The sequence below is a fragment of the Pseudarthrobacter niigatensis genome, from assembly GCF_030812615.1.
Taxonomy (GTDB): domain Bacteria; phylum Actinomycetota; class Actinomycetes; order Actinomycetales; family Micrococcaceae; genus Arthrobacter; species Arthrobacter niigatensis.
On record NZ_JAUSTB010000016.1, the window covers coordinates 24,844 to 49,743 of the forward strand.

A 24,900-nucleotide genomic window follows, 5' to 3' on the forward strand; every position below is an offset into this window, starting at 1 on the left:
CCGCGTTACAGCTGTTCGATGTCGATGCTGTTGATGGTGACATCCTCAACCGGGCGGTCGCCCATGCCGGTGCGGACACCCTCGATGGCGTCGACAACCTTCTTGGATTCCTCGTCGGCAACTTCACCAAAGATGGTGTGCTTGCCCTGGAGCCAGTCCGTGGGAATGGTGGTGATGAAGAACTGTGAACCGTTGGTGCCCTTGCCCATCTGGATGCCGGCGTTGGCCATGGCCAGCTTGTAGGGCTGGTTGAAGCTCAGCTCGGGGTGGATCTCGTCGTCAAAACGGTAGCCCGGGCCACCGGTTCCACGGCCCAGGGGATCGCCGGCCTGGATCATGAAGTCCTTGATGATGCGGTGGAAGATGGTTCCGTTGTAAAGCGGCGTGCCGGTCTTGTCCTCGCCGGTTTCCGGGTGGGTCCAGGCCTGCTCGCCGGTGGAAAGGCCCACGAAGTTCTTGACCGTCTTGGGCGCGTGGTTGCCGAAGAGGTTAACCACGATGTCGCCGAGGCTGGTGTGGATGGTTGCTTTTGCGGTTGCGATTGCAGTCATAGGTCGATTCTCCCATGCCGGTTCCGGGCAGCCATGGCCGCGGGGGCAGTTCCGCGCTGGGTGAAATCGCCCTAAAATCCGCAGAGTGAATAGCCCGTGGTGATCTGGGCACGTAGGCTAGCGACAGAACCGTCACATTAATCGGGAGGTAGTTGTGAAGAAATCGGATCGTATTGCCCGTGACCTTGAGCAGTCGGTCACCAGTGCGGTGGAAAACGCCAAGGATTGGGCGGCCCCCCGGGTGGAAGCTGCCGTGGACTGGGCTGTTCCCCGCCTCCAGCAGAGCCTGGATACCGCATCTCCCAAGATCCAGGAAGGCCTGAAGACGGCGGCCCACAGCCTGGCCGACGGCGTGGCCACCGTGACTCCCCGGATCCAGGACGGACTGGCCCACCTGGCTCCCAAGATCAACGACGTAGTGGAAGGCGCATCGCCCAAGCTGCATGAGGCCCTGGACAAGGCCACGCCAGTTGTCCTGAATGCCCGCGACCGGGTGGTGGTGGATTACCTGCCCAAGCTCTCCGACCAGATTGGCGTGGCCTCCGGAGCTGTCCACCGCACCCTGGAAAACACCCCGGCCCGTGTTGACGCCGTTGCGCAGAAGCTCGGGGACGTGGGAATCATCCACGCCCTCCAGGAGCAGGCACAGGCCACCGGCACGCAGCTGAAGGCGGCCGCAGCAGGAGCCAGCCGCGCAGTGGACGTGAAGCTTGCCCAGCCGGAGAAGCCGAAGAAGCGCGGCTGGCTCGTCTTCGGCGTGGTGGCTGCTGCCGTCGCAGCCGGCGTCGCCGCGTGGAAGGCATCCAAGCCGGTCGAGGACCCCTGGAAGACTCCGTCGCCGGTCACCCCGACCCCGGCACCCGTCCCGGCCACCACCGTCAGCGACGTCAAGGCAACCACTGCCGGCACCGCCGACAAGGGCACGTCCGAAGCCGCAGCCGGTGCTGCAGCGGACAAGGCCGGTGACGCAGCTGAGACTGTGGCTGATAAGTCAGAGGATGCCGCCGACAAGGCCAAGCATGTTGCCGATGACACCGAAGGCGGCGCCAAGACGGTCGCCGATGAAGGCAAGGGCAACAGCCAGGCCTGATTTCCGCCATACACACAAGGGGGCTCCGTTCCACGGCGGGGCCCCCTTGTGTGTCCTTTCCCGTCCGCAGCGGCATCTATCCCGGGTGCTAGATTTGAAGTGATGTCAGCCAATCGATCCTCTGGGGATGCCGTGAACGACGCAGCCGTACAGCTCCGCGTGTCAATCGTCATCCCGGCGTACAACGAGGAGAACGTGATCAGGCAGTGCCTGATAGCTGCCATCTACCAGTCTGTTCCCGCCCACGAGATCATCGTGGTGGACAACCTTTCGAAGGACCGGACCGCTGACATTGTCCGCCAGATGCAGCTCGAGTATCCGGAAAGCCCCATCATCCTCCTGAGCCAGGACCGCGAGCAGGGACTCATCCCCACCAGGAACTTCGGGCTGGACAGTGCCACCGGTGACATCCTGGGCCGGATCGACGCCGACTCCATTGTGGAACCCGACTGGGTTGAGCAGGTGCAGAAGGCCTTCGCGGACCAGTCGGTCCAGGCCGCAACCGGCCCCGTGGTCTACTACGACATGCCAATGCGCCGCTTTGGACTCAAGGCAGATGACAAAATGCGCCAGCTCATGCTTAAGCTGGCCAAGCACCAGTACCATTTCCTGTTCGGCTCCAACATGGCCCTGCGGGCCGGCGCCTGGGAGATCATCCGTTCCGAAACCTGCCGGGACGAGAAGGACGAGATGCACGAGGACATCGATTTGTCCCTGCACCTGGCCGACCACGAGCTGCCTGTCCGTTACTGGCCGCAGATGGTGTCCGGAATGTCTGCCCGGAGGCTTGAGGATTCACCCCGGGATTACCGCTACTACGTCACCCGGTTCGACCGGACCTACAAGGCGCACAACGTCAGGAAGATGGCGCTGAAGGCCCCAATGGTGGTGTTCTTCTCGGTGTACTTCCCGGCCAAGCTCCTCAGGGCCATCCACACCGTCAATACGGCCCAGCCGGTCCGGCGCGGCGGCCAGTAGCGCCTAGTCGGTCCCCAGCCCGGCGAGGTATTCCGACGGCGGTTCCTCCTGGGGATCGGTTCTGCGGCCCCTGCGCGTGGCGTTCCCTCGGCCCCGGCCAGTCCTTTGGCCCAGCACCACGACGGCGAGTCCCGCCAGGATGAGGCCCAGCCCGGCGTAGGTGCCCGCCGGCAGGGTCTCGTGCAGGAAGACGGCGGCCAGCAGCGCTGCGCCGGGGATTTCCAGCAGGATGATCATGGAGACAATGAGGGGACTCATGGTGGCCAGCAGGTGGTTGAAGGCCGTATGGCCCACCAACTGGGCACAGACGGTGATGGCCGCGATGCCGAGCCACCCGGCCGGCTCGAACCCGGCCAGGGGTTGCCCCCAGAGCAGCGCCATTACTGCCACGAGGACGGCGCACATCCCGTAGCAGAGCGTTGTATAGGTCCCGGTGGTCATACTTTGCCGGGCCTTACCGCCGGCGAGCGTATATAGGCCGGCCAGCGCTCCACCGGCCATGGCCAACAGGTCCCCCGTAACGGCCTGCGGAGAGGAGCCCATATCAAACCCGGTGATGGCAAGGACTCCGCCAAAGGCAATCCCCAGCCCTGCCAGGACCTGCCACCGGTGGCGGATGCCCCGGAAGAGCTGGAAGACGGCAATCCAGGCTGACTGCAGGCACACGAGGGCGGTGGCAGCTGCTACGGACGTGAGCTGAAGGGAGGTGATGAAGCAGGCGAAGTGCAAGGCAAGCGCAATGGCGGCCAGCATGGACCAGCGGAACTCCCGGCCGCTGATCCTGCGGAACTGGCCGGGTTCCCGGACAAGGGTGGGAGTTGCCATGACAACGGCACCAATGGCATTGCGCCAGAAGGCGATGGCAAGCGCGCTGACGCTGGTGGCACCAAGCGTGGCGGCTATCAGCGGTCCGGAGGATGCAACGCCCAGGACCCCCAGGGCCGCGAATAAGAAGTTCAATGCAGCCCCCTGGTGCTGGTTCCTTGCGCAGATGGAAAGCAAAAAGTCCCGGCCGGCGTTTCCGCTGACCGGGACTTTCCTATGGTGGAGGCACGGGGACTCGAACCCCGAACCCCCTGCTTGCAAAGCAGGTGCGCTACCAATTGCGCCATGCCCCCATAAGAAGCAACCCGTCAATCATACCCTAGAACCAGGGAGCCTCTGACCGGCTCCCGGGGTGGGCGGCCGGGCTAGTCCACCGTGTCGGTTGACTTGCTCCAGACCGTTTTCCGGGCCTCGGATTCCTGTGCTTTCCGGTAAACCAGGAAGCCTGCGATTGCGGCTGCCAGTACAAGCAACTTCTTCACATTCTCCCCAATCCGGCAAGGTACCGGACGGATCCGCACCATACCTCCGTTTGAAACCTGCACAGGTTCCGTGGGCGTACCAGGACTTGAACCTGGGACCTCTTCGTTATCAGCGAAGCGCTCTAACCGCCTGAGCTATACGCCCTCAATCCCTCATCGGGCCGAGACATGACTTTACAGCACACCCCGGCCCGATCTCAAATCGGGCCATTCCACCGGCGTTGAGCCGGTGGAATGGTGTCCTAATCGTCGGTGAGGGTCACGCCGATGCCGCCCACCAGGGTGGCGGAAATGTTGTACAGGACAGCGGAAAGCATGGAGAGCGCCGTCAGCAGGACGACGTTGACCACGGCAATGATGGTGGCAAATGATGCCACCTGGCCCAGCGAAGCAACCTTCTTCAGTTCGAAGCCGCCGCTTTCAGCGCCCGCCAGGGTGCCGAGGAGACTGTCCACCTGGTCAAAGATCCCGGTCAGGTCCAGGACGGTCCACAGGACGATGGCGGCCACCACCGTGACGATGCCCAGTGCCACGGACAGCAGGAATGCCATTTTCAGCACGGACCACGGGTCCACTTTGCTGATCAGCAGCCTGGCCCGGCGGACCTTTGCCTTCGGAGCGGGCTTCACCAGGCCAGGGGTTCCCTGGCCGGAGGCTCCCTGCGCAGGGCGCTGGCCTGTTTGTGCCGGGCGCTGGCCGGGCTGGCCCTGGAAGGGGCGTTGGCCCGGCTGTGCGGGGCGGTCTCCCTGCTGGGGACGCTGGCCCGGGACGGCAGGCCGCTGGCCTGGCGCGCCGGTGGGCGCCGAGGGGCGCTGTTGCGGACGAACGGGGGCGTTCACGCGGGGTGCCGCGGAAGGCCGGTTCCCGTCGGGAACAGTACTGTTCGGCTTGGGAAATGAGTCGGAATTACTCACTCGTTACCTCCGTGTTGTCTTCGTTCGGCTCAGCGTCGCCCGAGGCGTCCTCTGACTCAACGGCCGGTGATTCTTCTGCCATTGCTGGCGCGGCGGATTCCCCAGCGGCTCCGCCATCTTCAGCCAACGTTACGTCATCGCCGGCGGATTCCTCGTCCTCAAGACCGCGTTCGCTGTTGCGTGCCACCTCGATGATCCGGTCGTTCTTGTCCGGTTTGGCGAAGATGACGCCCATGGTGTCGCGGCCCTTTGCGGGAACACCGGCAACCGAGGAACGGACAACCTTGCCGCCCTCCATGACCACCAGGACTTCGTCTTCTTCCTGCACGATGAGTGCGCCCACCAGGTGGCCGCGCTCTTCCTGGTACTTTCCTACCTTAATGCCCAGGCCGCCGCGGCCCTGCAGCCGGTACTCCTCGACGGCCGTCCGCTTGGCGTAGCCGCCTTCGGTCACGATGAACACGAATGAACCGTCGGTGACCACGTCTGCAGCAAGCAGTTCGTCATCCTCGCGGAATTTCATGCCGGTAACGCCGGATGTGGCGCGGCCCATGGGGCGCAGGGCGTCATCGGTGGCGGTGAAGCGGATTGACTGGCCCTTGCGGGAGACCAGGAAGAGGTCATCGGTCTCGGACACCAGCTGCGCGGAGACCAGTTCGTCACCGTCCCGCAGGTTGATGGCGATCACGCCGGCCGAACGGTTGGTGTCGTAGTCTTCCAGCCTGGTCTTTTTCACCAGGCCCCTCTTGGTGGCGAGGACCAGGTACGGGGCCTGCTGGTAGTCCTTGAGATCCAGCACCTGGGCGATGTGTTCATCAGGCTGGAAGGCCATCAGGTTGGCCACGTGCTGTCCCTTGGCGTCCCTGCCCGCTTCCATCAGCTCGTAGGCCTTGGCGCGGTAGACCCTGCCCAGGTTGGTGAAGAACAGCAGCCAGTGGTGGGTGGTGGTGACGAAGAAGTGCTCCACCACGTCGTCTCCACGCAGCTGGGCGCCCTTGATGCCCTTGCCGCCGCGCTGCTGCGACCGGTAATTGTCGCTGCGGGTGCGCTTGACGTAGCCGCCGCGGGTGATGGTGACCACCATCTCCTCTTCGGGGATCAGGTCCTCCATGGACATGTCGCCGTCGTAGCCCATGAGGATCCTGGTACGGCGGTCATCGCCATGCTTGTCCACGATCTCGCCGAGCTCGGTGCTGATGATCTCGCGCTGGCGCTGCTCCGAACCCAGGATTTCCTTGTATTCGGTGATCAGGGCTTCGAGTTCTGCGTGCTTTTCCTGGATGCGCTGGCGTTCCAGGGCGGCGAGGCGGCGCAGCTGCATGTCCAGGATGGCCCGCGCCTGCAGCTCATCGATATCCAGCAGCTCCATCAGCCCGTCCCGGGCGGCCTCGGTGGTGCTGGAGGCGCGGATGAGGGCGATGACCTCATCGAGCATGTCCAGTGCCTTGAGGAGGGCGCGCAGGATGTGGGCTTCTTCCTCCGCCTTGCGCAGCCGGTACCGGGTGCGGCGGGCGATGACGTCCATCTGGTGCGTTACCCAGTGGCGGATGAACGCATCCAGGCTCAGGGTCCGCGGCACCCCGTCCACGATGGCCAGCATGTTGGCGGAGAAGTTGCTCTGCAGTTCGGTGTGCTTGTAGAGGTTGTTCAGCACCACCTTGGGCACGGCGTCGCGCTTCAGCACGATCACCAGGCGCTGGCCCGTGCGTCCGGATGTTTCATCTCGGAGGTCGGCGATGCCCTGGATCTTGCCGTCCTTGACCAGTTCGGCGATCTTGATGGCCAGGTTGTCAGGGTTGGCCTGGTAGGGAAGCTCGGTGACCACCAGGCAGGTCCGCCCCTGCAGTTCCTCCACGGCAACCACCGCGCGCATGGTGACCGATCCACGGCCGGTGCGGTAGGCGTCTTCGATGCCCTTGTGGCCAAGGATGGTGGCTCCCGTGGGGAAGTCCGGGCCCTTGACCCGTACGAGCAATTCCTCGAGGAGTTCCTCGCGCGTGGCACCGGGGTTGGAGAGGTACCACTGCACGCCGTCGGCTACTTCCCGGAGGTTATGCGGCGGGATGTTGGTGGCCATGCCCACGGCGATACCGGAGGAACCGTTCACCAGCAGGTTGGGGAACCTGGCCGGCAGGATGGTGGGTTCCTGGTTCTTGCCGTCGTAGTTGTCCTGGAAATCGACGGTCTCCTCGTCGATGTCCCGGACCATTTCCATGGCAAGCGGTGCCATTTTGGTTTCGGTGTATCGCGGTGCGGCGGCACCGTCGTTGCCGGGCGAGCCGAAGTTACCCTGCCCCAGCGCCAGCGGGTAGCGCATGGTCCAGTCCTGGATGAGGCGTACCAGGGCATCGTAGATCGCGGTGTCACCGTGGGGGTGGTACTGGCCCATGACCTCGCCCACCACGCGGGCACACTTGTTGAAGGACCGGTCGGGACGGTAGCCGCCGTCGAACATCGCGTACAGCACACGCCGGTGCACAGGCTTGAGGCCGTCACGGACGTCGGGGAGGGCGCGGCCCACAATGACGGCCATGGCGTAGTCGAGGTAGGAACGCTGCATTTCCGTCTGCAGGTCCACTTGTTCCACCCGGTCGATCAGCACGTCGCCTTCAAGAACGGTGTCCGGAGTTCCGCCCTCAGGGGCGGAGTTCTCGGGGATTTCGTCGCTCATTAGTTATTTTCCGTTTCAGGTATATGTCTGGTTCCGAATACTTTGGAGCGGGTCCTTAGATGTCCAGGAACCTGACGTCCTTGGCGTTCTGCTGGATGAAGTTTCGTCGGGATTCCACGTCTTCACCCATGAGGACGGAGAAGATTTGGTCGGCGGCCAGGGCGTCGTCCATGGTCACCTGCAGCAGGGTGCGGTGGTCGGGGTCCATGGTGGTGTCCCACAGTTCGGTGTAGTCCATCTCGCCGAGGCCCTTGTAACGCTGGATGCCGTTGTCCTTGGGAATACGGCGTCCGGCTGCCTGTCCTGCCACGAGTTTGGCGTCGCGTTCCCGGTCGCTGTACACGTAGTCGTGCGGGGCATTGGACCACTTGATCCGGTACAGCGGCGGCTGGGCCAGGTACACGTAGCCGTTCTCGATGAGGGGCCGCATGTACCGGAAAAGCAGGGTCATCAGCAGCGTGGTGATGTGCTGGCCGTCCACGTCGGCATCTGCCATGAGCACAATCTTGTGGTAGCGCAGCTTGGCGAGGTCGAAGTCCTCACCAATGCCGGTGCCGAATGCGGTAATCATGGACTGGACTTCGGCGTTGCCCAGGGCCTTGTCCAGGCGGGCACGCTCCACGTTCAGGATCTTGCCGCGCAGCGGAAGGATGGCCTGGGTCTCGGGGTTGCGGCCGCGCTTGGCGGAACCACCGGCCGAGTCACCCTCCACGATGTAGACCTCGCACTTTTCCGGGTCTTTGGAGGAGCAGTCCGACAGCTTGCCGGGCATGCCAAAAGACTCCAGCGGGCTCTTGCGCCGTGCGTTGTCGCGGGCCTTGCGCGCCGCCATCCTGGCCTGCGCGGCGGAGATCGCCTTGCGGATCACGTCGCGGGCGGGGCCGGGGTTGCGCTCGAGCCAGTCGCCCAGGCCGTCGGTGACCACGCGCTGGACGAAGCCTTTGACCTCGGAGTTGCCGAGCTTGGTCTTGGTCTGGCCCTCGAACTGCGGTTCAGCCAACTTGACTGAAATGACGGCAGTGAGGCCTTCACGGATGTCGTCGCCCGTGAGGTTGTCGTCCTTTTCCTTGATAATGCCTTTTTCCCGGGCATAGCGGTTGACCAGGGAGGTCATGGCAGCGCGGAAGCCTTCTTCGTGCGTGCCACCCTCATGGGTGTTGATGGTGTTGGCGTAGGTGTGGACGCTTTCGGAATAGGCGCTGGTCCACTGCATGGCCATTTCCAGGGCGATCTTGCGGTCCTTGTCCTCGGTTTCGAAGGCGATGACGTCCTCATGGACCACTTCCACCTTCTTGCCCGAATTCAGGTGCCGGACGTAGTCCAGGAGGCCTTCGTCGTACTGGTACACCACGGTGCGGTGTTCTGCGCTGACTTCGCCCTCGGTGCTGAGGTCGTCAAGGTCCAGGTCGCCGTCGGCATCGTCCCCTGCCGGCGCGCGCTCATCCGTGAGGGTGATACGCAGGCCCTTGTTCAGGAAAGCCATCTGCTGGAAGCGGGCGCGCAGCGTCTCGAAATCGAACTCGGTGGTCTCGAAGATCTCCGGATCCGGGTAGAACGTCTGGGTGGTTCCGGTAGCGTCCGTCTCTTCGCCCATGACCAGGCTGCCCTGCGGCTTGCCACCATCGGCAAAGGACATCCGCCATACGTGTCCCTGGCGGCGCACTTCGGTATCCACGCGGCTGGACAGGGCGTTGACCACAGAGATGCCCACGCCGTGCAGGCCGCCGGAGACAGCGTATCCACCCCCACCAAATTTTCCGCCGGCGTGCAGGATGGTCATGACCACCTCGACGGTGGGCTTGTGTTCCGTGGGGTGCATATCCACCGGGATACCGCGGCCGTCATCGACTACCTTGACGCCGCCGTCGGCCTGCAGGACGATCTCGATGTGGCTGCAGTATCCGGCCAGTGCCTCGTCCACGGAGTTGTCCACCACCTCGTACACCAGGTGATGGAGGCCACGGGGTCCGGTGGATCCGATGTACATGCCCGGACGTTTGCGGACAGCTTCGAGGCCCTCGAGGACAGTGATGTCGCTGGCGCCGTATTCCCTCGGCGTTGTGGCCGCAGCCGGGGTGTCAGGGGTGCGGCCATCCTCGACTGCTGTATCTGCTGCCAGAATATCTGTATTGTCGTTAGCCACAGGCGCTGCGACTCCTCTGTTCTCGATGATGGCCGGCCGGTGCCTCTCCCAGGGAAAGCCACCCGCCAACAGGCACAAACCTATGGCGCCGGTGACCTGCTGACAGTGGTGCTCCGTTCCCCGGACGCGGAGAGCGCGCGGAGAACGGACTGAAGTCAACGTTTCATCCGCGCCCAGTTATCTGCACCAATTCTACCGTGAACCGGCTCATATCCCCGCATTCCAGGGCCTTCAGCGCAGGTGAACATGGCTGTGCGAGGCTCTTGGCCGCGCCTAGGGCGGCCCAGCGGTACGCCCTCCGGGTGCCTATACACGCAATGGTCCTTACAGCGCCCTACACGCCCTTGCGCGCAGTTTCAAGAGTTGCCGCCCCGGTTATCCGTAAGTGTCCCGCGGACCACGGCCCTGGACACTGCGTCCACCCTTGCGCCAGCTTGGTGCCGACGGTCCGAGGACCTGGATTTTGGTAACCACCCCTTCGCCCAGTTCCCGGCGGAACTTATCAAGCAGGCTGGTGCTGAGGAGCCGAAGCTGGGTGGCCCACGCCGTGGAATCACACCGCACGTGGAGGGTGGTGTCGGTAAAACTCTCCGGAGTGCAGTGGGAGGAGATTTCCGGTCCCACCAGGGTTGCCCACTCTGCCATGACCGAACCAACGGCCACAGGTGAAGTCCAGCCGCGCTCCGCCACCAGCCGGCCAACCACCTTTCCCAGGCCCAGGGGATCCCGCCCGGTGGCGTGGAACTGGCTGAAGCCGCGGGTGTCCCGGATACTGCCCTTGGTTTTCGGTGCGCCAGGCCGCGCCACTTTCCGGCGGACTTCACCGCGTGCGGCCGCGGCTTCACGCATCCGGTTCAGTGCAGCCTGCGGGGCATCGATGTCGTCAGGCTCCCGGCCGGGCTGCAGCCCGCCGCCCTGCTCACTGTTCATCGATACCTCCCGGGACTACCTTCACCCGCCGTCCGGACAGCTCTCCCGGAATATCGGCGTCGACGGCGGCGGTCACCAGGACCTGTTCCGCGCCGGAGACTATTGCGGCCAGTTTACGCCTGCGCTGGACGTCGAGTTCGGCAAAGACGTCGTCAAGGATGAGGATGGGAGCGGAACCGCCCGTGCGGGCATCGTCCAGCATGACGTAGTACGAGGCCAGGCGCAGGGACAGGCACATGGACCAGGTTTCACCATGCGAGGCATACCCCTTGGCGGGGGCTTGCCCGAGCATCAGTTCCAAATCGTCACGGTGCGGGCCGACCAGGGAGATGCCGCGTTCCAGTTCCTTCTTGCGGGATTCCGCGAATGCCTGGATGTAGCGTTCCGTGAGTTGGTCCACGGAGAGAAGGCGGAGATCGTCGGGGCCGTCTGAAGAACCTCCCGGCTTGGCGCGCGGGGAACTTCCGGCAGGAACGCCGTCGTCGTCCATCTGGTTCTGCAGCGTTGACCGGTAGGTGGCGTCCGCCGGCTTGGACGCATCCGTAAGTTCGGCGTAGGCACGGGCGAGGTGTGGGCGCAGCCTTTCCACCAGCTCCAGCCGCGCGTGCAGCAATTCCGCTCCGGCCCTGGCCATGTGCTGGTCCCACACCTCGAGCGTGGATTCATGCGCGGAGGTGAACCTTCCGGCCCGCGCGGACTTGAGCAGGGCGTTGCGCTGCTTCAGCACCCGGTCGTAGTCACTGCGGGTGGCCGCGTGGTGCGGGATGAGGCTCGCCAGCAGCTCGTCCAGGAAGCGGCGGCGGTTGGACGGATCTCCCTTGACCAACGCTAAATCTTCCGGAGCGAAGAGGACTGTCTGGCAGATGCCCACCAGGTCACGGGCACGCACCGGATTACTGCGGTTGATACGCCCGCGGTTTGCCCGGCTGCCGTTGATTTCCAGTTCAAGGACCGTCGTCTGCGTGCCGCGGACCAGGCGCGCGCGGACCAGTGCGCGTTCCGTGCCGAACCTCAGCAGGGGCGCATCGGAGCTGACCCGGTGCGAACTGAGCGTGGCCAGGTAGCCGATGGCCTCCATCAGGTTGGTCTTGCCAATGCCGTTGTATCCCACCAGGACGGTGACGCCGGGTTCCAGGGCGAGATCCACCTGGGCGTAACTGCGGAAGTCGGTCAGTGAAAGGTGTTCCAGATACACGCGGTTTTCGGCAATTCTGGGAACTCTGCTGGTTCCCGGTGGGTGCTACTTGGCGGGACGGGTAGCGTGGCCACCGAACTGGTGGCGCAGCGCGGAAACCATCTTCATGGCTGGCGAGGTGTCCTCCCGGGAGGCAAACCGGGCGAACAATGCGGCTGTAATAGCCGGAGCGGGAACTGCGTTGGCGATGGCTTCCTCAACGGTCCAACGGCCTTCACCGGAGTCTTCCACGTAGTCGTCAATCGAGGCCAGGCCGGGGTCCTCGTCGAGGGCCTTGACCATGAGGTCCAGGAGCCATGACCGGACGACGGTGCCTTTTTGCCATGCCCGGAACGTGCCGGGAAGGTCGGTGACGATGTCCTTGGCTGCAAGCAGTTCGTAGCCTTCGGCGTACGCCTGCATCAGGCCGTACTCGATCCCGTTGTGGACCATCTTGGCGTAATGGCCGGCACCAATGCCGCCGACGTGGACAAAGCTGTCCGCCCGCTCACCTTCGGGGCGCAATGCGTCGAAGATTGGCAGGGCACGTTCGATGTCTGCGGCGTCCCCGCCGGCCATCAGTCCGTACCCGTTCTGCAAGCCCCAGACTCCGCCCGAGACACCGCAGTCAGCGAAACGAATGTCTTTGGCGGCAAGGAGCTCGCCATGCTTTTGGTCCTCGGTGAACCTGGAGTTACCTCCGTCGATAACCAGGTCGCCCGGTTCCAGCTTTTCACTGAGCTCGGTGATAACGGCGTCCGTGATGGGCCCCGAGGGCACCATCACCCAGATGATCCTTGGCGCCGGAACGGTGGCGATCAGCTCCTCGACGCTGGCGGAATCGGTTACGTCCGGGTTGCGGTCGTAACCGGTGACTTCCACGCCTCCCTTGCGCAGGCGCTCACGCATGTTGAATCCCATTTTGCCGAGGCCTATCAGTCCAATGTGCATGGTGGATCTCATTTCTGCGCTGGTGTGTGGCGGCGGTGGGGGCGGCCCTGAGCTGGGGAAGGCTGGGAGCCGATGGGTGGGGACTAGTTGGGAAGCCGGACCGGCATGACCAGGTAGCGGTAGTCGTCCTGGTCTTCGCCGTCAGCGTCTGCCTGTGCCGTGATCATGGCAGGCTTGGGCGCCGTGGTGAAGGAGAACCGGACGAACTTGGTTTCGATCACGCTGAGCCCCTCGATCAGGTAATGCGGGTTGAAGGCAACCGTGATGTCCTCGCCGGACAACTGCGCCTCCAGCTCTTCCGATGCCTGGGCGTCTTCTCCCGTCCCGGCATCAAGGTTCAGCAGGCCGTCGGTGAAGGCAAGGCGGACCGGGGTGTTGCGCTCGGCCACCAGGGATACACGGCGGACGGCCTCAACGAGTTCCTGGGTCTGCACCGTGGCGTGGATCGGGGTGGACTCGGGGAACAGCGAGCGGATCTTGGGGTAGTCGCCATCCACCAGCAGTGAAGTGGTGGTTCGGCCGCCGCTCTCGAAACCGATCAGGCGGCTGTCGTCGTCGGACAGGGCGAGGTTGATGTCGCCGCTGTTACCAAGCGTTTTGGCTACTTCGTTGAGGGTTTTGGCCTTGACCAGGGCGCTGGTGGAGATCCCGGGAGTGACGGGCTTCCACGGTACTTCGCGCATGGCGAGCCGGTAGCGGTCGGTGGCCAGGAGTGTGATCAGGTCGTCTTCGATTTCCATCCGTATGCCGGTGAGGATCGGGAGGGTGTCGTCCTTGCTCGCCGCGATGATCACCTGGGAGACAGCCTGGGCAAAGGCATCACCCGGGACGGTTCCGCTGATGGCCGGCAGGGACGGAAGTGGTGGGTATTCAGCTTCCGGCATGGTGGCCAGGTGGAAGCTGCTCCGGCGGCAGGTGAGGGTGACTTTGTTGCCGTCAGTCTCCACGTCCACCGGGGCCGACGGCAGGCTGCGGCAGATATCAGCCAGGAGGCGTCCGGATACCAGGATGGTGCCTTCATCCCTGATGTCGGCTGTGATCTCGAGGCGCGCCGAGGTTTCGTAGTCAAAGCTGGAAAGGCTGACGGTTCCGGCTTCAGCCTTCAGCAGGAGGCCGGACAGGACAGGCACAGGAGGCCGCGGAGACAACGACCGGGCTGTCCAGGTGACGGCTTCTGCCAGGACGTCCCGATCGACTCTGAACTTCACGGAAGGGTGCCGCCTTTCATTGCTGCTGCCATGTAAACCCGGGAATTTCGCAGGAAACTCCGGAAGAAGTTGGGCGCCACCCGGCTGGTGCATGGTCCGCGGAGACAGAAACCACACGAAAACCCAGGGATGGGAGCGCTGCTGACAGCTTAGCCGGAAGATCGGGGATTAACCCATCCCCCGCAAGACCGGACCGGCCCTTCAGGGGCCGGCAGGCCCCCTCGGCGGACCAGCGGAAGGTTCTTGTTGTTTGAGGGATTTCAATTTTTTGGGATTAGTAGTGTTAATAACTGCTGTGGAAACTGTGGATAACCCGGTCCTGCCGCATGGTTCCGCGCTTAAGCCCTGTTCACCGACTGTGCGTTAAGTGGGTTTTAAACAGGGTGTGGATGGGGACAACGCAAATGGCCATTTTTGACGATCCACAGACGGCTTAAGGGTTTTAAGCCCATTAACCGCGCTTGTCCCCTTAAGTATCCACAGGCTTATCCACATGGCCCTGTTAATAAGGTATAGAGTGCCGGACGCGGTGTGGATTCAGGAGTCGCGTTGCTGCTGCTTGATCCGGTTGGTCAGCTCGGTCACCTGGTTGTAGATCACACGGCGCTCGGCCATGAGTTCGCGGATCTTCCGGTCTGCGTGGATGACGGTTGTGTGGTCGCGGCCGCCAAGTTCCTGTCCGATCTTGGGAAGTGACATGTCCGTCAGCTCCCGGCACAGGTACATGGCGATCTGGCGTGCAGTCACCAGGGTCCTGGTGCGGGACTTGCTGCAGAGCTCTTCCATGCTGAGCTTGAAGTAGTCAGCCGTCTGCTGGAGGATCTGGGCGGACGTGATCTCCTGTGCGCCGTCGTCCGTGATCAGGTCCTTCAGGACCATCTCGGCAAGGGCCACGTCCACGGGCTGCCGGTTCAGGCTGGCGAACGCGGTCACGCGGATCAGGGCGCCCTCAAGTTCTCGGATGTTGCTGGAGATCTTCGAGGCGATGTACTCCAAGGCATCGTCCGGGGCGGACAGTCCCTCGCTCAGCGCCTTCTTACGGAGGATGGCGATACGCGTCTCCAGTTCCGGCGGCTGGATGTCCGTCAGCAGGCCCCACTCGAAGCGGGACTTCATCCGGTCCTCAAACCCGGCCAACAGCTTGGGCGGCTGGTCAGAGGTGATGACCACCTGCTTGTTGTTGTTGTGCAGGGCGTTGAAGGTGTGGAAGAACTCCTCCAGCGTCCGGTCCTTGCCGGCCAGGAACTGGATGTCATCAATCAGCAGGACGTCGACGTTGCGGTACGTCGTCTTGAAGCTGGTGCCCTCGTCATCGCGGATCGAGTTGATGAAGTCATTGGTGAATTCTTCCGAATTTACGTAGCGGACCCGGATCCCGCTGTAGAGGCGCCGGGCATAATGGCCGATCGCGTGCAGGAGGTGGGTCTTGCCCAGGCCCGAATCACCATAGATGAAGAGCGGGTTGTAGGCCTTGGCGGGCGCTTCGGCAACGGCGACGGCGGCGGCGTGGGCAAACCGGTTCGAGGAACCAATCACGAAGGTGTCAAAGACGTACTTGGGGTTCAGCCGGCCGAACTCGTGCGACGTGCTGGGGAGCATAGGCTGCGGCTTCTGCTCGATGACCTGGTCCGGCGCGAAAGCAGGTTCGACGACGGGTTCGGGCTCCTCGTGGATGGGCACCAGATCGGTGTCCACGTCGATGGCGCAGCGGATGTCTTCGGAAAAAACGTTATGGAGCGCATCGTCAAGGGCTTCCTTGACCTGGGTCTGGAGCACTTCGCGGGTTAGTTCGTTGGGGACGGCCACCAGGAGCGTGGAACCGATCAGGCCCTGCGCCTGGGCAAGGATGACAAAGCCACGCTGGCGCGGTGATACCCGGTGGTCCTGTTCCAGCAGGCTGACAACCCTTCGCCAGGAACTTCCGACAGTATTGGCGTGGTTGGCTTCGTCTACTGTCATCAATCGGTTCCCTCAAAACTTGCTATGCCTGCATTGCCTGCAGCCCCAAGTCCGGAACCAAGGTGCTGGCCCAGCTTCATCCACAGGGTTATGCACAGTCCGTGGATAATCGGCTACTGGGACACTCTAGGTGATGAAAAGCCTAGAAGATAGCTGGCTATCTGGCTGTGGATAATTACACGGTTGTGGTTCCGGAAGTGCCTCTGTGAGCCACTTCATCCACAGGCTGTTGGGGATACTTAGCAACAGCTGGGGACGGCCGTACGGGACCGCTCCGGTTTGACTCGGGCCTGCAAATTGCCCTAACGTTGTGAAGTCCTTTGTGTCCGCTTTTTGGGCCCCATCTGAACATCCAGGCGCAGTGCGCCTGGGCAGTCGGGGGAAGCGTGCATATACAAAACTTAGCGTCGGCCAGTTCTTCCCCTTACTGATCGGGTGGGCGCACCTTTGATCCACTGGAGTAACTAACGTGAGCAAGCGGACTTTTCAGCCGAATAACCGCCGTCGAGCCAAGAAGCACGGCTTCCGCCTTCGTATGCGTACCCGTGCCGGCCGTGCCATCCTGGCAGCCCGTCGTGGCAAGGGCCGCACCGAACTGTCGGCCTAAATAACTGGCTTGTCGGTAGACATTCCCTTGCGAGTTTAAGGTGCTGGCCGCCCGCAACCGCTTGAGGACCCCAACCGATTTTTCAACAACTGTACGTTCCGGTGTCCGCAATGGACGCCGGAACGTAGTGTTATATGCGGCAGCCATTGCTGCTGACGAACCCAGCCGGATCGGGTTCATTGTTTCCAAGAGTGTAGGGAACGCTGTGGTCAGGAACCTCGTTAAGAGGAGACTGAGAGAAGCGGGTGCTGCGTCGTTGCGCGAGCACGGTACAGGACTCGCCATCGTCGTGCGGGCGCTTCCTGCGTCCGCCTCGGCCAGCTGGGACCAGCTGCTGTCGGACTACAACGCTGCACTGGAATCTACGCTGAACCGGCTGGCCGGCCGTCCTTCGCGGGCTGCCGCCAGGGGTTCAGCCGGTACAACACAGGAGGGGACACCGCGTGCCTAACGCCACCGCCGTCGTCGCCCGTCTCCGCACCGTGATCGCCGTTGCCGGCAGGTTCCTCTGGAACCTGCCCCGGAACATCCTCATTCTTTTGCTGATGGCCTACCGCAAGGTGGTTTCTCCCTTGTACGGCCCGGTCTGCCGGTTCTTCCCGTCATGTTCCGCCTATGCCCTGGAAGCGGTCACCGTCCACGGTGCCGTCAAGGGAAGCTGGCTCGCAGCGCGGCGCCTTGGCCACTGCCACCCATGGAATGCCGGCGGAGTGGACCATGTCCCCGCCGGCGGCCGGGAATGGCCCGCGGGCCAGACCCCCACAATTGTTGTGCTGAACAATCCGGACAGGTACCTGGTTGCTCGGACTGATGAAGAAGGCCGCAGTGCGGCCTGACGAATAGGGATAAGTATGGACTTCTTTGGAACAATCATGGCCCCGTTCAAGTGGCTGGTTTCCATCATCATGATCGGGTTCCACGACGGCTTGAGCGCCATCGGGATGCCCGCCGCCAACGGCTGGACCTGGACTCTGTCCATCATCGGACTGGTGCTGGTGATCCGTGCAGCCCTGATCCCGGTATTCGTCAAGCAGATCAAGGCCCAGCGCGGCATGCAGCTGCTGCAGCCGGACTTGAAGAAGCTGCAGGACAAGTACAAGGGCAAGACGGACCAGCTGTCACGCCAGGCCATGGCCCAGGAACAGATGGCCATGTACAAGAAGCATGGGACCAACCCGTTCTCGGCGTGCCTTCCCATGCTGATCCAGATGCCGTTCTTCTTCGCCCTGTTCCAGGTGCTCTCCGGCATTTCGCAGGCCAAGGACCAGGGCGCCGGCATCGGTGCGATGAGCCATGAGCAGGTTGTGGAATTCGACGCCTCAAGCATTTTCGGGGCCCCCCTGTCTGCCTCCTTGCTGCATGGCGGCGGAAGCGGCAACCAGGCTTCTGTGTGGATCCTTTCCATCGTGATGATCCTGGCCATGACGGCTTCGCAGTTCATCACGCAGAAGCAGATCATGGCCAAGAACATGTCCGAAGAAGCCATGGCCAGCCCGTTCATGCGGCAGCAGAAGATGATGCTCTACATCCTGCCTATCGTCTTCGGCGTGGGTGGCATCAACTTCCCCATCGGCGTCCTGATCTACTGGACCACCACCAACCTCTGGACCATGGGCCAGCAGTTCTTCGTTATCCGCCGGATGCCGACGCCGGGTTCCCCCGCCGCGAAGGCCCTCGCCGAGCGCCGTGCCGCCAAGGGCCTGCCGGCTCTGTCCGTCCTGAGCGGGAAGCGGGATGAGGCAGCCGACGATGCCGCAGCCGCCGCAGTTGAGATCAAGGGACAGCGTGTCCAGCCCCAGCGCAAGAACAGGAAGAAGAAGTAATGTCAGCCGAGAGCACCGAGCACGCCCTTTCTGAAGAGATCGAAGATCAGGACGAGTCCGTGGGCCAGGATGATTCCACCGCCAAGGGTTCCGCCGCCAGCCGCCTCGAGGAAGAGGGGGACGTCGCCGCCGATTACCTGGAGGAACTGCTGGATATCGCCGACATCGACGGCGACATCGACATCGAGGTCCGCAATGGACGGACCTACATCTCCATCGTTGCCGAAGAGGAGACCGAAGGGCTCGAAAGCCTGGTCGGCGAAGACGGTGAAGTCCTGGAAGCCCTGCAGGAACTCACCCGCCTGGCAGTGTTGTCTGCAACAGAGAACCGTTCACGGCTCGTGCTGGACATCAACGGCTACCGGCAGGAACGCACCGGGCACCTGCAGAAGATCGCCGAGGACGCAGCAGCTTCCGTAAAGGAATCCGGCAAGTCGGTGGCCCTGGAGCCAATGAGCGCCTACGAACGGAAGATCGTGCACGACGCCGTGGCTGACCTCGGCCTGGTCAGCGAGTCCGAGGGCGAGGGCGCCGGACGCCACATCGTCGTTTCCGCAGACTAGTGAATGCCGGACCAATAGTCATGGTTGACATCACGGCGGCAGAGCTGCGCGCTGCTGAGAAGATCTTTGGCGATCGCCTGGAGCTGGCAAAGCGGTACGTGGAGCACCTGGCCACGTCCGGTACCGAGCGGGGCCTAATCGGACCGCGCGAGGTGCCCAGGCTGTGGAGCCGCCACGTGCTCAACTGCGCAGTCATCGAAAGCGAGATTGCGCACGGAAGCCATGTGGCCGACGTCGGGAGCGGCGCCGGCCTGCCGGGCCTTTGCCTTGCCATTGCGCGCCCCGATCTTGAGCTCACACTTATCGAACCGCTGGAGCGCAGGGTTATCTGGCTTCAGGAAGTTGTCGATGACCTCGGCCTGGGCAATGTCACGGTGATGCGCACCCGTGCCGAACTCGCTGTTGGGCATGTGGAAGCTGACGTTGTGACTGCGCGCGCCGTATCTGCGTTGACCAACCTCGTCGGCCTGACCATCCCACTGCTGGGAGGGCACGGCGAAGTGGTGGCCATCAAGGGCCGCAGCGCGGGCGAGGAAATCGAGAAGGCGGCCAAGACCATCCGTAAGCTGGGTGGCGTTGAGACGTCGGTGCTGACCGTAGGTGACAACCTCCTGGAGGAGCCGACGACGGTTGTGCGCATCGTGGTGAACAAGTCCCAAAAGAAGTCCTAATGCGGGCCCGCTGACGGCTGTCAGCAGGCCGGAGCAGTTAGGCTAGACAACGGCAGCAAAATTGGCTGAACGAGAGTGAGTGTGCCCCAGTGACCAGTAGTGAAGCCTCCGCACAACGGATCCCACCGTTTGTGTCCTTGGGGTCGGCACGTTCTGTCGCTGGGTCGGGGCTTGCGGGCATCGCAATGGCTCCCGGCCGTGGTGGTAATCATCCAAAGCCGGTTGTTTCGTCCGCTTCCAGCAGTGCAGTTTCACGTGAAACAACCTCTGCCGGTCGTTCCAACGTTATTGATGCCATTGATGACTCGAGTCCCATCGCACGCGAGCTTGCCCATGAAACCAAACGGCGTGAGCGTTTGGTGGGCCGGAAGCTCCCCCGCCCGGAAAAGACGCGGATCTTTACCGTCTCCAACCAGAAGGGCGGAGTAGGCAAGACCACCACGACGGTGAACATCGCCGCTGCCCTTGCTGCTGCCGGGCTGAATGTCCTGGTGATCGATATTGATCCGCAGGGCAATGCTTCCACCGCGTTGGGCATCGAGCACCACGCGGATGTGGACAGCATCTACGACGTGCTGATCAACGACGTCCCGCTGGCTGATGTGGTGGCCCCCTGCCCGGACATCGGAAAGCTCATCTGCGCACCCGCCACGATCCACCTTGCCGGCGCCGAAATTGAACTTGTATCCCTTGTAGCGCGTGAACAGCGCCTGCGCCGCGCCATCGACGTCTACGCCAAGGCACGCGAGAAGAACGGCGAAGAACGGCTTGACTACGTTTTCATTGACTGCCCGCCGAGCCTGGGCCTGCTGACGGTCAATGCCTTCTGTGCAGCCAATGAGGTCCTGATTCCTATTCAGTGCGAGTACTACGCCCTGGAAGGCCTCAGCCAACTCCTCAAGAACATTGAGATGATCCAGAAGCACCTCAATGCCGATCTTGTTGTCTCGACCATCCTGCTCACCATGTATGACGGCCGCACCAATCTGGCCGCCCAGGTAGCCGCGGAGGTGCGCCAGCACTTCCCCGACCAGGTCCTCTCGGCCGTCGTTCCCCGCTCCGTGCGGATTTCTGAGGCGCCCAGCTATCAGCAGACGGTCATGACGTACGACCCTTCCTCAAGTGGTGCGCTGTCCTACCTGGAAGCCGCCGCGGAAATCGCCGAACGCTAGAATCTTCAATACCGCAACGCACGGAGCCAGGCTCGTCCCGGCTCTATCACTGGAGGGATTTACCCATGAGCGAGAAGCGACGGGGCCTAGGCCGCGGTCTTGGCGCGCTGATTCCTAGTTCCGCCGCAGCCAATGGGTCTTCCGGTAACGGCGGGGCGGTATCCCGGCCGGTGGATCTCTTCTTCCCCGAGGGCCGAAAAAAGACCGAACCCCTGGACCAGCCCGCAGCACGTGCTGAAGCCAAGGCGGACAAGGACACGGCATCGACAGCCCCTGCTCGCCGGTCGCCGGCTAAACCAGCGGACGCGAAGTCCCCTGCCGGTAAGGGTGGTGCTGGGGAAACCAATGCTGATGCCAGTACTGATACGTCCGCCGCGAAAGAGGAGACGGCCAGAAAGGCTCCCCGTGGGGGGTCCAAGTCGGCTGCAGACGCTGCCGTCCCTTCGGCTGGAACGCCTGCCGGGCCCGCACCCGAGGAAGAAGATGCTGCTGTAACGGTTTCTGCCGCTACACCCAATGCCGTGGACACCGGAGCGGACTCGGGGGTTGAACTCGTTGAGGTTCCGGGAGCCCGCTTCGCGGAAATTTCCGTTGCTGACATCCACCCCAACCGGAAGCAGCCACGCAGCGTCTTCGATGAAGATGACATGGCCGAGCTTGTGCACTCAGTACGCGAGATTGGCGTCCTCCAGCCTATCGTTGTTCGCACATCAACCGAAGATGGTAGCGAACCCTACGAACTGGTCATGGGTGAACGCCGCTGGCGCGCAGTGCAGGCGGCAGGCCTCGATACCATCCCAGCGATCATCCGGGACACGACAGATGACGACCTCCTGCGTGACGCACTGCTGGAGAACCTCCACCGCAGCCAGCTGAACCCCCTGGAAGAGGCGGCGGCGTACCAGCAGCTCCTGGAGGACTTTGGTACCACCCACGAGCAGCTTGCAGACCGCATCGGGCGTTCCCGGCCGCAGGTGTCCAACACCCTGCGGCTCCTGAAGCTTCCGCCGCTGGTGCAGCGCCGTGTCGCTGCCGGTGTACTGTCAGCGGGCCATGCCAGGGCGCTCCTTTCCCTTCCTGACGCGGCGGCAATGGAGCGGCTTGCCCAAAAGATCGTTGCCGAAGGCATGTCTGTCCGGGCGACGGAAGAAGCAGTCACCCTGTACCAGGATCCTGCTAAGCCGGCCAAGAACAACATCCCCCGCCCCGGCGCCAGGCACGAGCGCCTTGACTATCTCGCTTCCTCGCTCTCCGACCGTCTGGACACCAACGTCAAGATCTCATTGGGAGTCCGCAAGGGCAAGGTCAGCATTGAGTTTGCAAGCGTTGAGGATTTGAACCGCATTATGGACGTTTTAGCTCCTGGCTCAAATAACTGACCGGCTCAAATAACTGCCTACCTGAAAGGGCCCGATTCCTCGAGAATCGGGCCTTTTTTGTCCACTGGGCGCTTCTACAGCCCGGGCGTCCCGAGCTAACTTGATTCTCGTATGTCCGTTGGCGCGAAAATGGAACACTGGACCCAAAGCCTGACATCTTCCGGTAGTGAAGCGGAAGAACGCGCCAACTAATAGCGGACAACATTTCCGTGGCATTCCGGCACTTCTCAATGACGATGCAATGGCAGATTAGCAGCTTTGAGTAAGTATTTTCCGATTTGAGATGCTCATGCGAATTCAGCAAGTCCGGCCAACTGCGTAGTCTCTTAGGTCAGAACCTTCATGGAGCGTCCGATAGTTTCACGTGAAACAGGCGCCTGGGACTCCTCACAAGTCGTTCGGCCAGGGATTTTCATGGCATTTTCTATCAGTATCAGTAGGTACGACGCACAGGTTGTTGGATGACTCTTCACCGCCGTGCGAAGGCGACCGACTTTTCGCTCAAACATCTCAGCAGACTTGTCAGTGAGGGACGTGGGGTCCGGTGGACCGTCGTACCCGTATCACTACTTCAATCTCTCTAGAGTACTGACGAATCCCGTGCCACTGACGTTAGGGCACTGGCGGGGCGGCCAGCGTATCGGGCGACCAAGGAACGCAGACGTAGTAGTTCGAATTCGCTAATCTCCATGAAGCGATGACTGGTAGAGACTCTGCGGTAGTGGTCAGCCGAGGTGTTTCCAGTTCACTGATGAGAACAAGGGACCTGACTGGCAAACTGCTGAGTGGATAAGTAGAGGTCTCCTGTTCACTGCGTTATCCCGACACCGTCGCGCGCGTCAGCTCCAATTCCCCGAAGGGTCACATTTGGGCTGTTGCACCACGACAAGAGTCATCCCGCGCAGGAATCGCATCACAGGCGGCTCAAGGTGGCTCAGCGGATAGTCCTTTGGTGCGCCGACATTGGATCTTATCGACTCCTTGTCGAGTAGGTTGGCTGGCTCGCACTGGTTCTACCTACGCCCGGTGAAAGCCGACTGCTTGGATGTTTCACGTGAAACGCGTCTTCAAGTAGTGCTCCGTACTGCCAGGACAAGTGTTTCACGTGAAACACCTGAGCCTGACCGATGCTGACGTGGATCTGCGTCATGGCGAGCGAATAGATCTCCCTCCAGGACATGTGCCAAGTGCACCCTGCGTGGCATTCTGGTCCTTCGATTGGCCGGACGTGTCCACCGCATCGATGCAAGCTCAAAGGCCATAGCTGTGGCGAGAGCGGCTATAAGTATTAGCGCAGTGCGGTTGTACTGTTTCACGTGAAACGCCCGCAGCTGCGCCGTGTATCGGGCTAACGCAAACTGGGCCAGCAAGACGTGTCGTTTCGGTCTGCTGTGCGCGTTCGAGGCCTCGGCCGATGAGAGGGCCCAACGGATCAAGGTCACCGTCGAGCCAAACGGATGCTCGTCTTAGACAGAGCGGCCTGCGTGAGGAACCGAAGTCGACCGGGCGGCGGTCAGCTAACAAGGGCCGCCCAATGAGCCAATACCCAGGTCTCAACATGGGCCTCATCGTAGTTCAACTGTGCGCTGCAATGCCCCTGGCCCCGGACAAGGTCAGTGGGAGGGTGTGATCTGGTAGTCCCGCAGAGAAAAGGTCGACGTAGTTAGGAGTGCTCAAGTGGGCGGATTGTGCGATGTTGACAGGATCGCTGGTGACGGCGCATGCAATCGGGATGGGCGTACTGTCCAGTGTCCCAAAGTGGCGGAAACAACTGAGCCTCCTGACACTGTGCGTCGGGCGAGGCACGCTAGCCCGAGGGCTCGAGACAGATGCTGCTAATGGGATGCAGTGTGGCCAAGGATGGCTGGGGCTGACGGTATCCAGTCCGGAGCGATCTTGTCTGTTGTGGCTAACATGCCTCGGCAGTTCGGCCGGCGCCGCTGTCTCCTCGCCGGACCTGGATTTCCCTAGGTGGTCGGCACATCCAAACCGGTGGATATCGCTGTGGATAACTTTGTGGATATAGACGTTCAGCCAGATGCGTCGCCACGCGCCTCCTGTCCCCCTTTCCCGCCTTTCCTGCCCCGGGGTCACCGGAATTACTGATTGGGAATCTGCGAGCTGCTGCCGATGTTTCACGTGGAACCGGGCGCAGCGATGCATGCGCGACGAAATCACCAGTCTCGTCACCCAGTGAAGGTTAATTAACCTCCTCGGGCCGTCAGTCAGGCGTCGCAAAGCTACAAATGAGGACCCTGTCCTGGCCCGCGCGGGGCCCGCATGCTGCGTGGACGGTGCATATGGTCAGGGGTTGCTCCCGGCCTCCGAACGAAGCCAGTTGTGCAATTACCTGTGGATAAGTCTGTTGATTCCCATCGAGGCGACTGGGGATAACGCTGTGGATAACTCCACCCCGCTCAGGAGGCCCGTGCATCCTTCATGGGGCAGGTTTCACGTCTCGCCGGTCTCAGGAGCCGCACGGACTCGCTTATGGGCAGCCGCGAAAGGGCTGCCTAAGAGGCTCGCCTCTGCCGCGGTGCCATCCAGGACACGAACCTTGTCTTGTCCCATTGAGACAGTAGTCCTAAGCCCGCGTGGTGAGGGTGATGCTCAAGCACGAAGATCGACCTTGCTGCCCCATCTACTGGCGACACGGCTTGAACAAGAAGCCAGGGCGCATCTACACTTCTTGGCTCCTCCTAAGCGGGAATTCAGGGGCGATACTTTGGCGGCTGTCGTACTCCGTCCTGAGACACCACTGGAGTGGATGCCATGATCCGGAGCATAGGCATCAATCAATCCCCCGGCA

The 24,900-nt window shown here is 62.4% G+C and carries 21 protein-coding genes and 2 tRNA genes; 10 read left to right on the forward strand and 13 right to left on the reverse strand.

Annotation, left to right across the window (positions count from 1 at the left end):
• Nucleotides 1–5: 5 nt before the first annotated feature.
• On the reverse strand, nt 6–551 hold the full coding sequence (locus J2T23_RS17950; protein WP_141158792.1) for a peptidylprolyl isomerase: 546 nt from the start codon (nt 549–551) through the stop codon (nt 6–8).
• A 154-nt stretch (nt 552–705) separates the two neighbouring features.
• On the opposite strand from J2T23_RS17950, the gene J2T23_RS17955 reads away from it, so the two are divergent.
• Together J2T23_RS17955 and J2T23_RS17960 are read left to right on the forward strand one after the other, a co-directional pair.
• On the forward strand, nt 706–1,641 hold the full coding sequence (locus tag J2T23_RS17955) for a hypothetical protein (protein WP_307362199.1): 936 nt from the start codon (nt 706–708) through the stop codon (nt 1,639–1,641).
• A 102-nt stretch (nt 1,642–1,743) separates the two neighbouring features.
• The gene (locus J2T23_RS17960; RefSeq protein ID WP_141158794.1) at nt 1,744–2,619 is read left to right on the forward strand and encodes a glycosyltransferase family 2 protein; all 876 of its coding nucleotides are present in this window, start codon (nt 1,744–1,746) and stop codon (nt 2,617–2,619) included.
• A 3-nt stretch (nt 2,620–2,622) separates the two neighbouring features.
• Here J2T23_RS17960 and J2T23_RS17965 read toward each other — a convergent pair whose 3' ends face one another.
• The 12 genes from J2T23_RS17965 to dnaA all read right to left on the reverse strand — a co-directional run bounded on the left by J2T23_RS17965 (nt 2,623) and on the right by dnaA (nt 15,876).
• Nucleotides 2,623–3,579, reverse strand: a complete 957-nt coding sequence (locus J2T23_RS17965) for a DMT family transporter (RefSeq protein ID WP_307362203.1) — start codon at nt 3,577–3,579, stop codon at nt 2,623–2,625.
• 82 nt (nt 3,580–3,661) lie between these two features.
• A tRNA-Ala gene (locus J2T23_RS17970) sits at nt 3,662–3,737 on the reverse strand.
• Nucleotides 3,738–3,809: 72 nt separating this feature from the next.
• A complete protein-coding gene (locus tag J2T23_RS17975) occupies nt 3,810–3,968 on the reverse strand; it encodes a DLW-39 family protein (protein WP_370871458.1) in 159 nt (52 codons plus the stop codon).
• A 29-nt stretch (nt 3,969–3,997) separates the two neighbouring features.
• Nucleotides 3,998–4,071, reverse strand: a tRNA-Ile gene (locus J2T23_RS17980).
• A 97-nt stretch (nt 4,072–4,168) separates the two neighbouring features.
• Nucleotides 4,169–4,840, reverse strand: a complete 672-nt coding sequence (locus tag J2T23_RS17985; RefSeq protein WP_307362207.1) for a DUF3566 domain-containing protein — start codon at nt 4,838–4,840, stop codon at nt 4,169–4,171.
• The gene (gene gyrA / locus J2T23_RS17990; RefSeq protein WP_307362209.1) at nt 4,833–7,511 is read right to left on the reverse strand and encodes a DNA gyrase subunit A; all 2,679 of its coding nucleotides are present in this window, start codon (nt 7,509–7,511) and stop codon (nt 4,833–4,835) included. The genes J2T23_RS17985 and gyrA overlap by 8 nt, the downstream gene beginning before the upstream one ends.
• 55 nt (nt 7,512–7,566) lie before the next feature.
• Nucleotides 7,567–9,654 (reverse strand): DNA topoisomerase (ATP-hydrolyzing) subunit B, encoded by a 2,088-nt coding sequence (gene gyrB / locus J2T23_RS17995; RefSeq protein ID WP_141158798.1) that lies wholly within the window; start codon nt 9,652–9,654, stop codon nt 7,567–7,569.
• Nucleotides 9,655–10,029: 375 nt separating this feature from the next.
• Complete coding sequence (locus J2T23_RS18000) at nt 10,030–10,584, reverse strand: DciA family protein (protein WP_141158799.1); 555 nt, start codon at nt 10,582–10,584, stop codon at nt 10,030–10,032.
• On the reverse strand, nt 10,574–11,779 hold the full coding sequence (gene recF, locus J2T23_RS18005) for a DNA replication/repair protein RecF (protein WP_141182858.1): 1,206 nt from the start codon (nt 11,777–11,779) through the stop codon (nt 10,574–10,576). The genes J2T23_RS18000 and recF overlap by 11 nt, the downstream gene beginning before the upstream one ends.
• A 45-nt stretch (nt 11,780–11,824) precedes the next feature.
• On the reverse strand, nt 11,825–12,709 hold the full coding sequence (gnd, locus tag J2T23_RS18010; RefSeq protein ID WP_307362215.1) for a phosphogluconate dehydrogenase (NAD(+)-dependent, decarboxylating): 885 nt from the start codon (nt 12,707–12,709) through the stop codon (nt 11,825–11,827).
• 83 nt (nt 12,710–12,792) lie between these two features.
• Nucleotides 12,793–13,917: a DNA polymerase III subunit beta gene (dnaN, locus tag J2T23_RS18015; RefSeq protein WP_307362218.1), complete on the reverse strand. Its 1,125-nt coding sequence runs from the start codon at nt 13,915–13,917 to the stop codon at nt 12,793–12,795.
• A gap of 537 nt (nt 13,918–14,454) precedes the next feature.
• Nucleotides 14,455–15,876: a chromosomal replication initiator protein DnaA gene (gene dnaA / locus J2T23_RS18020; RefSeq protein WP_142131989.1), complete on the reverse strand. Its 1,422-nt coding sequence runs from the start codon at nt 15,874–15,876 to the stop codon at nt 14,455–14,457.
• Nucleotides 15,877–16,345: 469 nt separating this feature from the next.
• On the opposite strand from dnaA, the gene rpmH reads away from it, so the two are divergent.
• The 8 genes from rpmH to J2T23_RS18060 all read left to right on the forward strand — a co-directional run bounded on the left by rpmH (nt 16,346) and on the right by J2T23_RS18060 (nt 22,091).
• Nucleotides 16,346–16,483, forward strand: a complete 138-nt coding sequence (gene rpmH, locus J2T23_RS18025; protein WP_003800212.1) for a 50S ribosomal protein L34 — start codon at nt 16,346–16,348, stop codon at nt 16,481–16,483.
• Between the two features lie 40 nt (nt 16,484–16,523).
• Nucleotides 16,524–16,934, forward strand: a complete 411-nt coding sequence (gene rnpA, locus J2T23_RS18030) for a ribonuclease P protein component (RefSeq protein ID WP_141158804.1) — start codon at nt 16,524–16,526, stop codon at nt 16,932–16,934.
• Entirely contained in the window at nt 16,927–17,319 is a 393-nt protein-coding gene (gene yidD, locus J2T23_RS18035; RefSeq protein WP_210418884.1) for a membrane protein insertion efficiency factor YidD, read from the forward strand. Before rnpA ends, yidD begins: the two co-directional genes overlap by 8 nt.
• 15 nt (nt 17,320–17,334) lie before the next feature.
• Nucleotides 17,335–18,306 (forward strand): membrane protein insertase YidC, encoded by a 972-nt coding sequence (yidC, locus tag J2T23_RS18040; protein ID WP_307362225.1) that lies wholly within the window; start codon nt 17,335–17,337, stop codon nt 18,304–18,306.
• On the forward strand, nt 18,306–18,869 hold the full coding sequence (locus J2T23_RS18045; protein ID WP_141158807.1) for a Jag family protein: 564 nt from the start codon (nt 18,306–18,308) through the stop codon (nt 18,867–18,869). The genes yidC and J2T23_RS18045 overlap by 1 nt, the downstream gene beginning before the upstream one ends.
• 20 nt (nt 18,870–18,889) lie before the next feature.
• The gene (gene rsmG, locus J2T23_RS18050) at nt 18,890–19,540 is read left to right on the forward strand and encodes a 16S rRNA (guanine(527)-N(7))-methyltransferase RsmG (protein WP_307362228.1); all 651 of its coding nucleotides are present in this window, start codon (nt 18,890–18,892) and stop codon (nt 19,538–19,540) included.
• An 89-nt stretch (nt 19,541–19,629) separates the two neighbouring features.
• On the forward strand, nt 19,630–20,712 hold the full coding sequence (locus J2T23_RS18055) for a ParA family protein (protein ID WP_246839819.1): 1,083 nt from the start codon (nt 19,630–19,632) through the stop codon (nt 20,710–20,712).
• 65 nt (nt 20,713–20,777) lie between these two features.
• Nucleotides 20,778–22,091: a ParB/RepB/Spo0J family partition protein gene (locus J2T23_RS18060; RefSeq protein WP_307362230.1), complete on the forward strand. Its 1,314-nt coding sequence runs from the start codon at nt 20,778–20,780 to the stop codon at nt 22,089–22,091.
• The last annotated feature ends 2,809 nt before the right edge of the window (nt 22,092–24,900 follow it).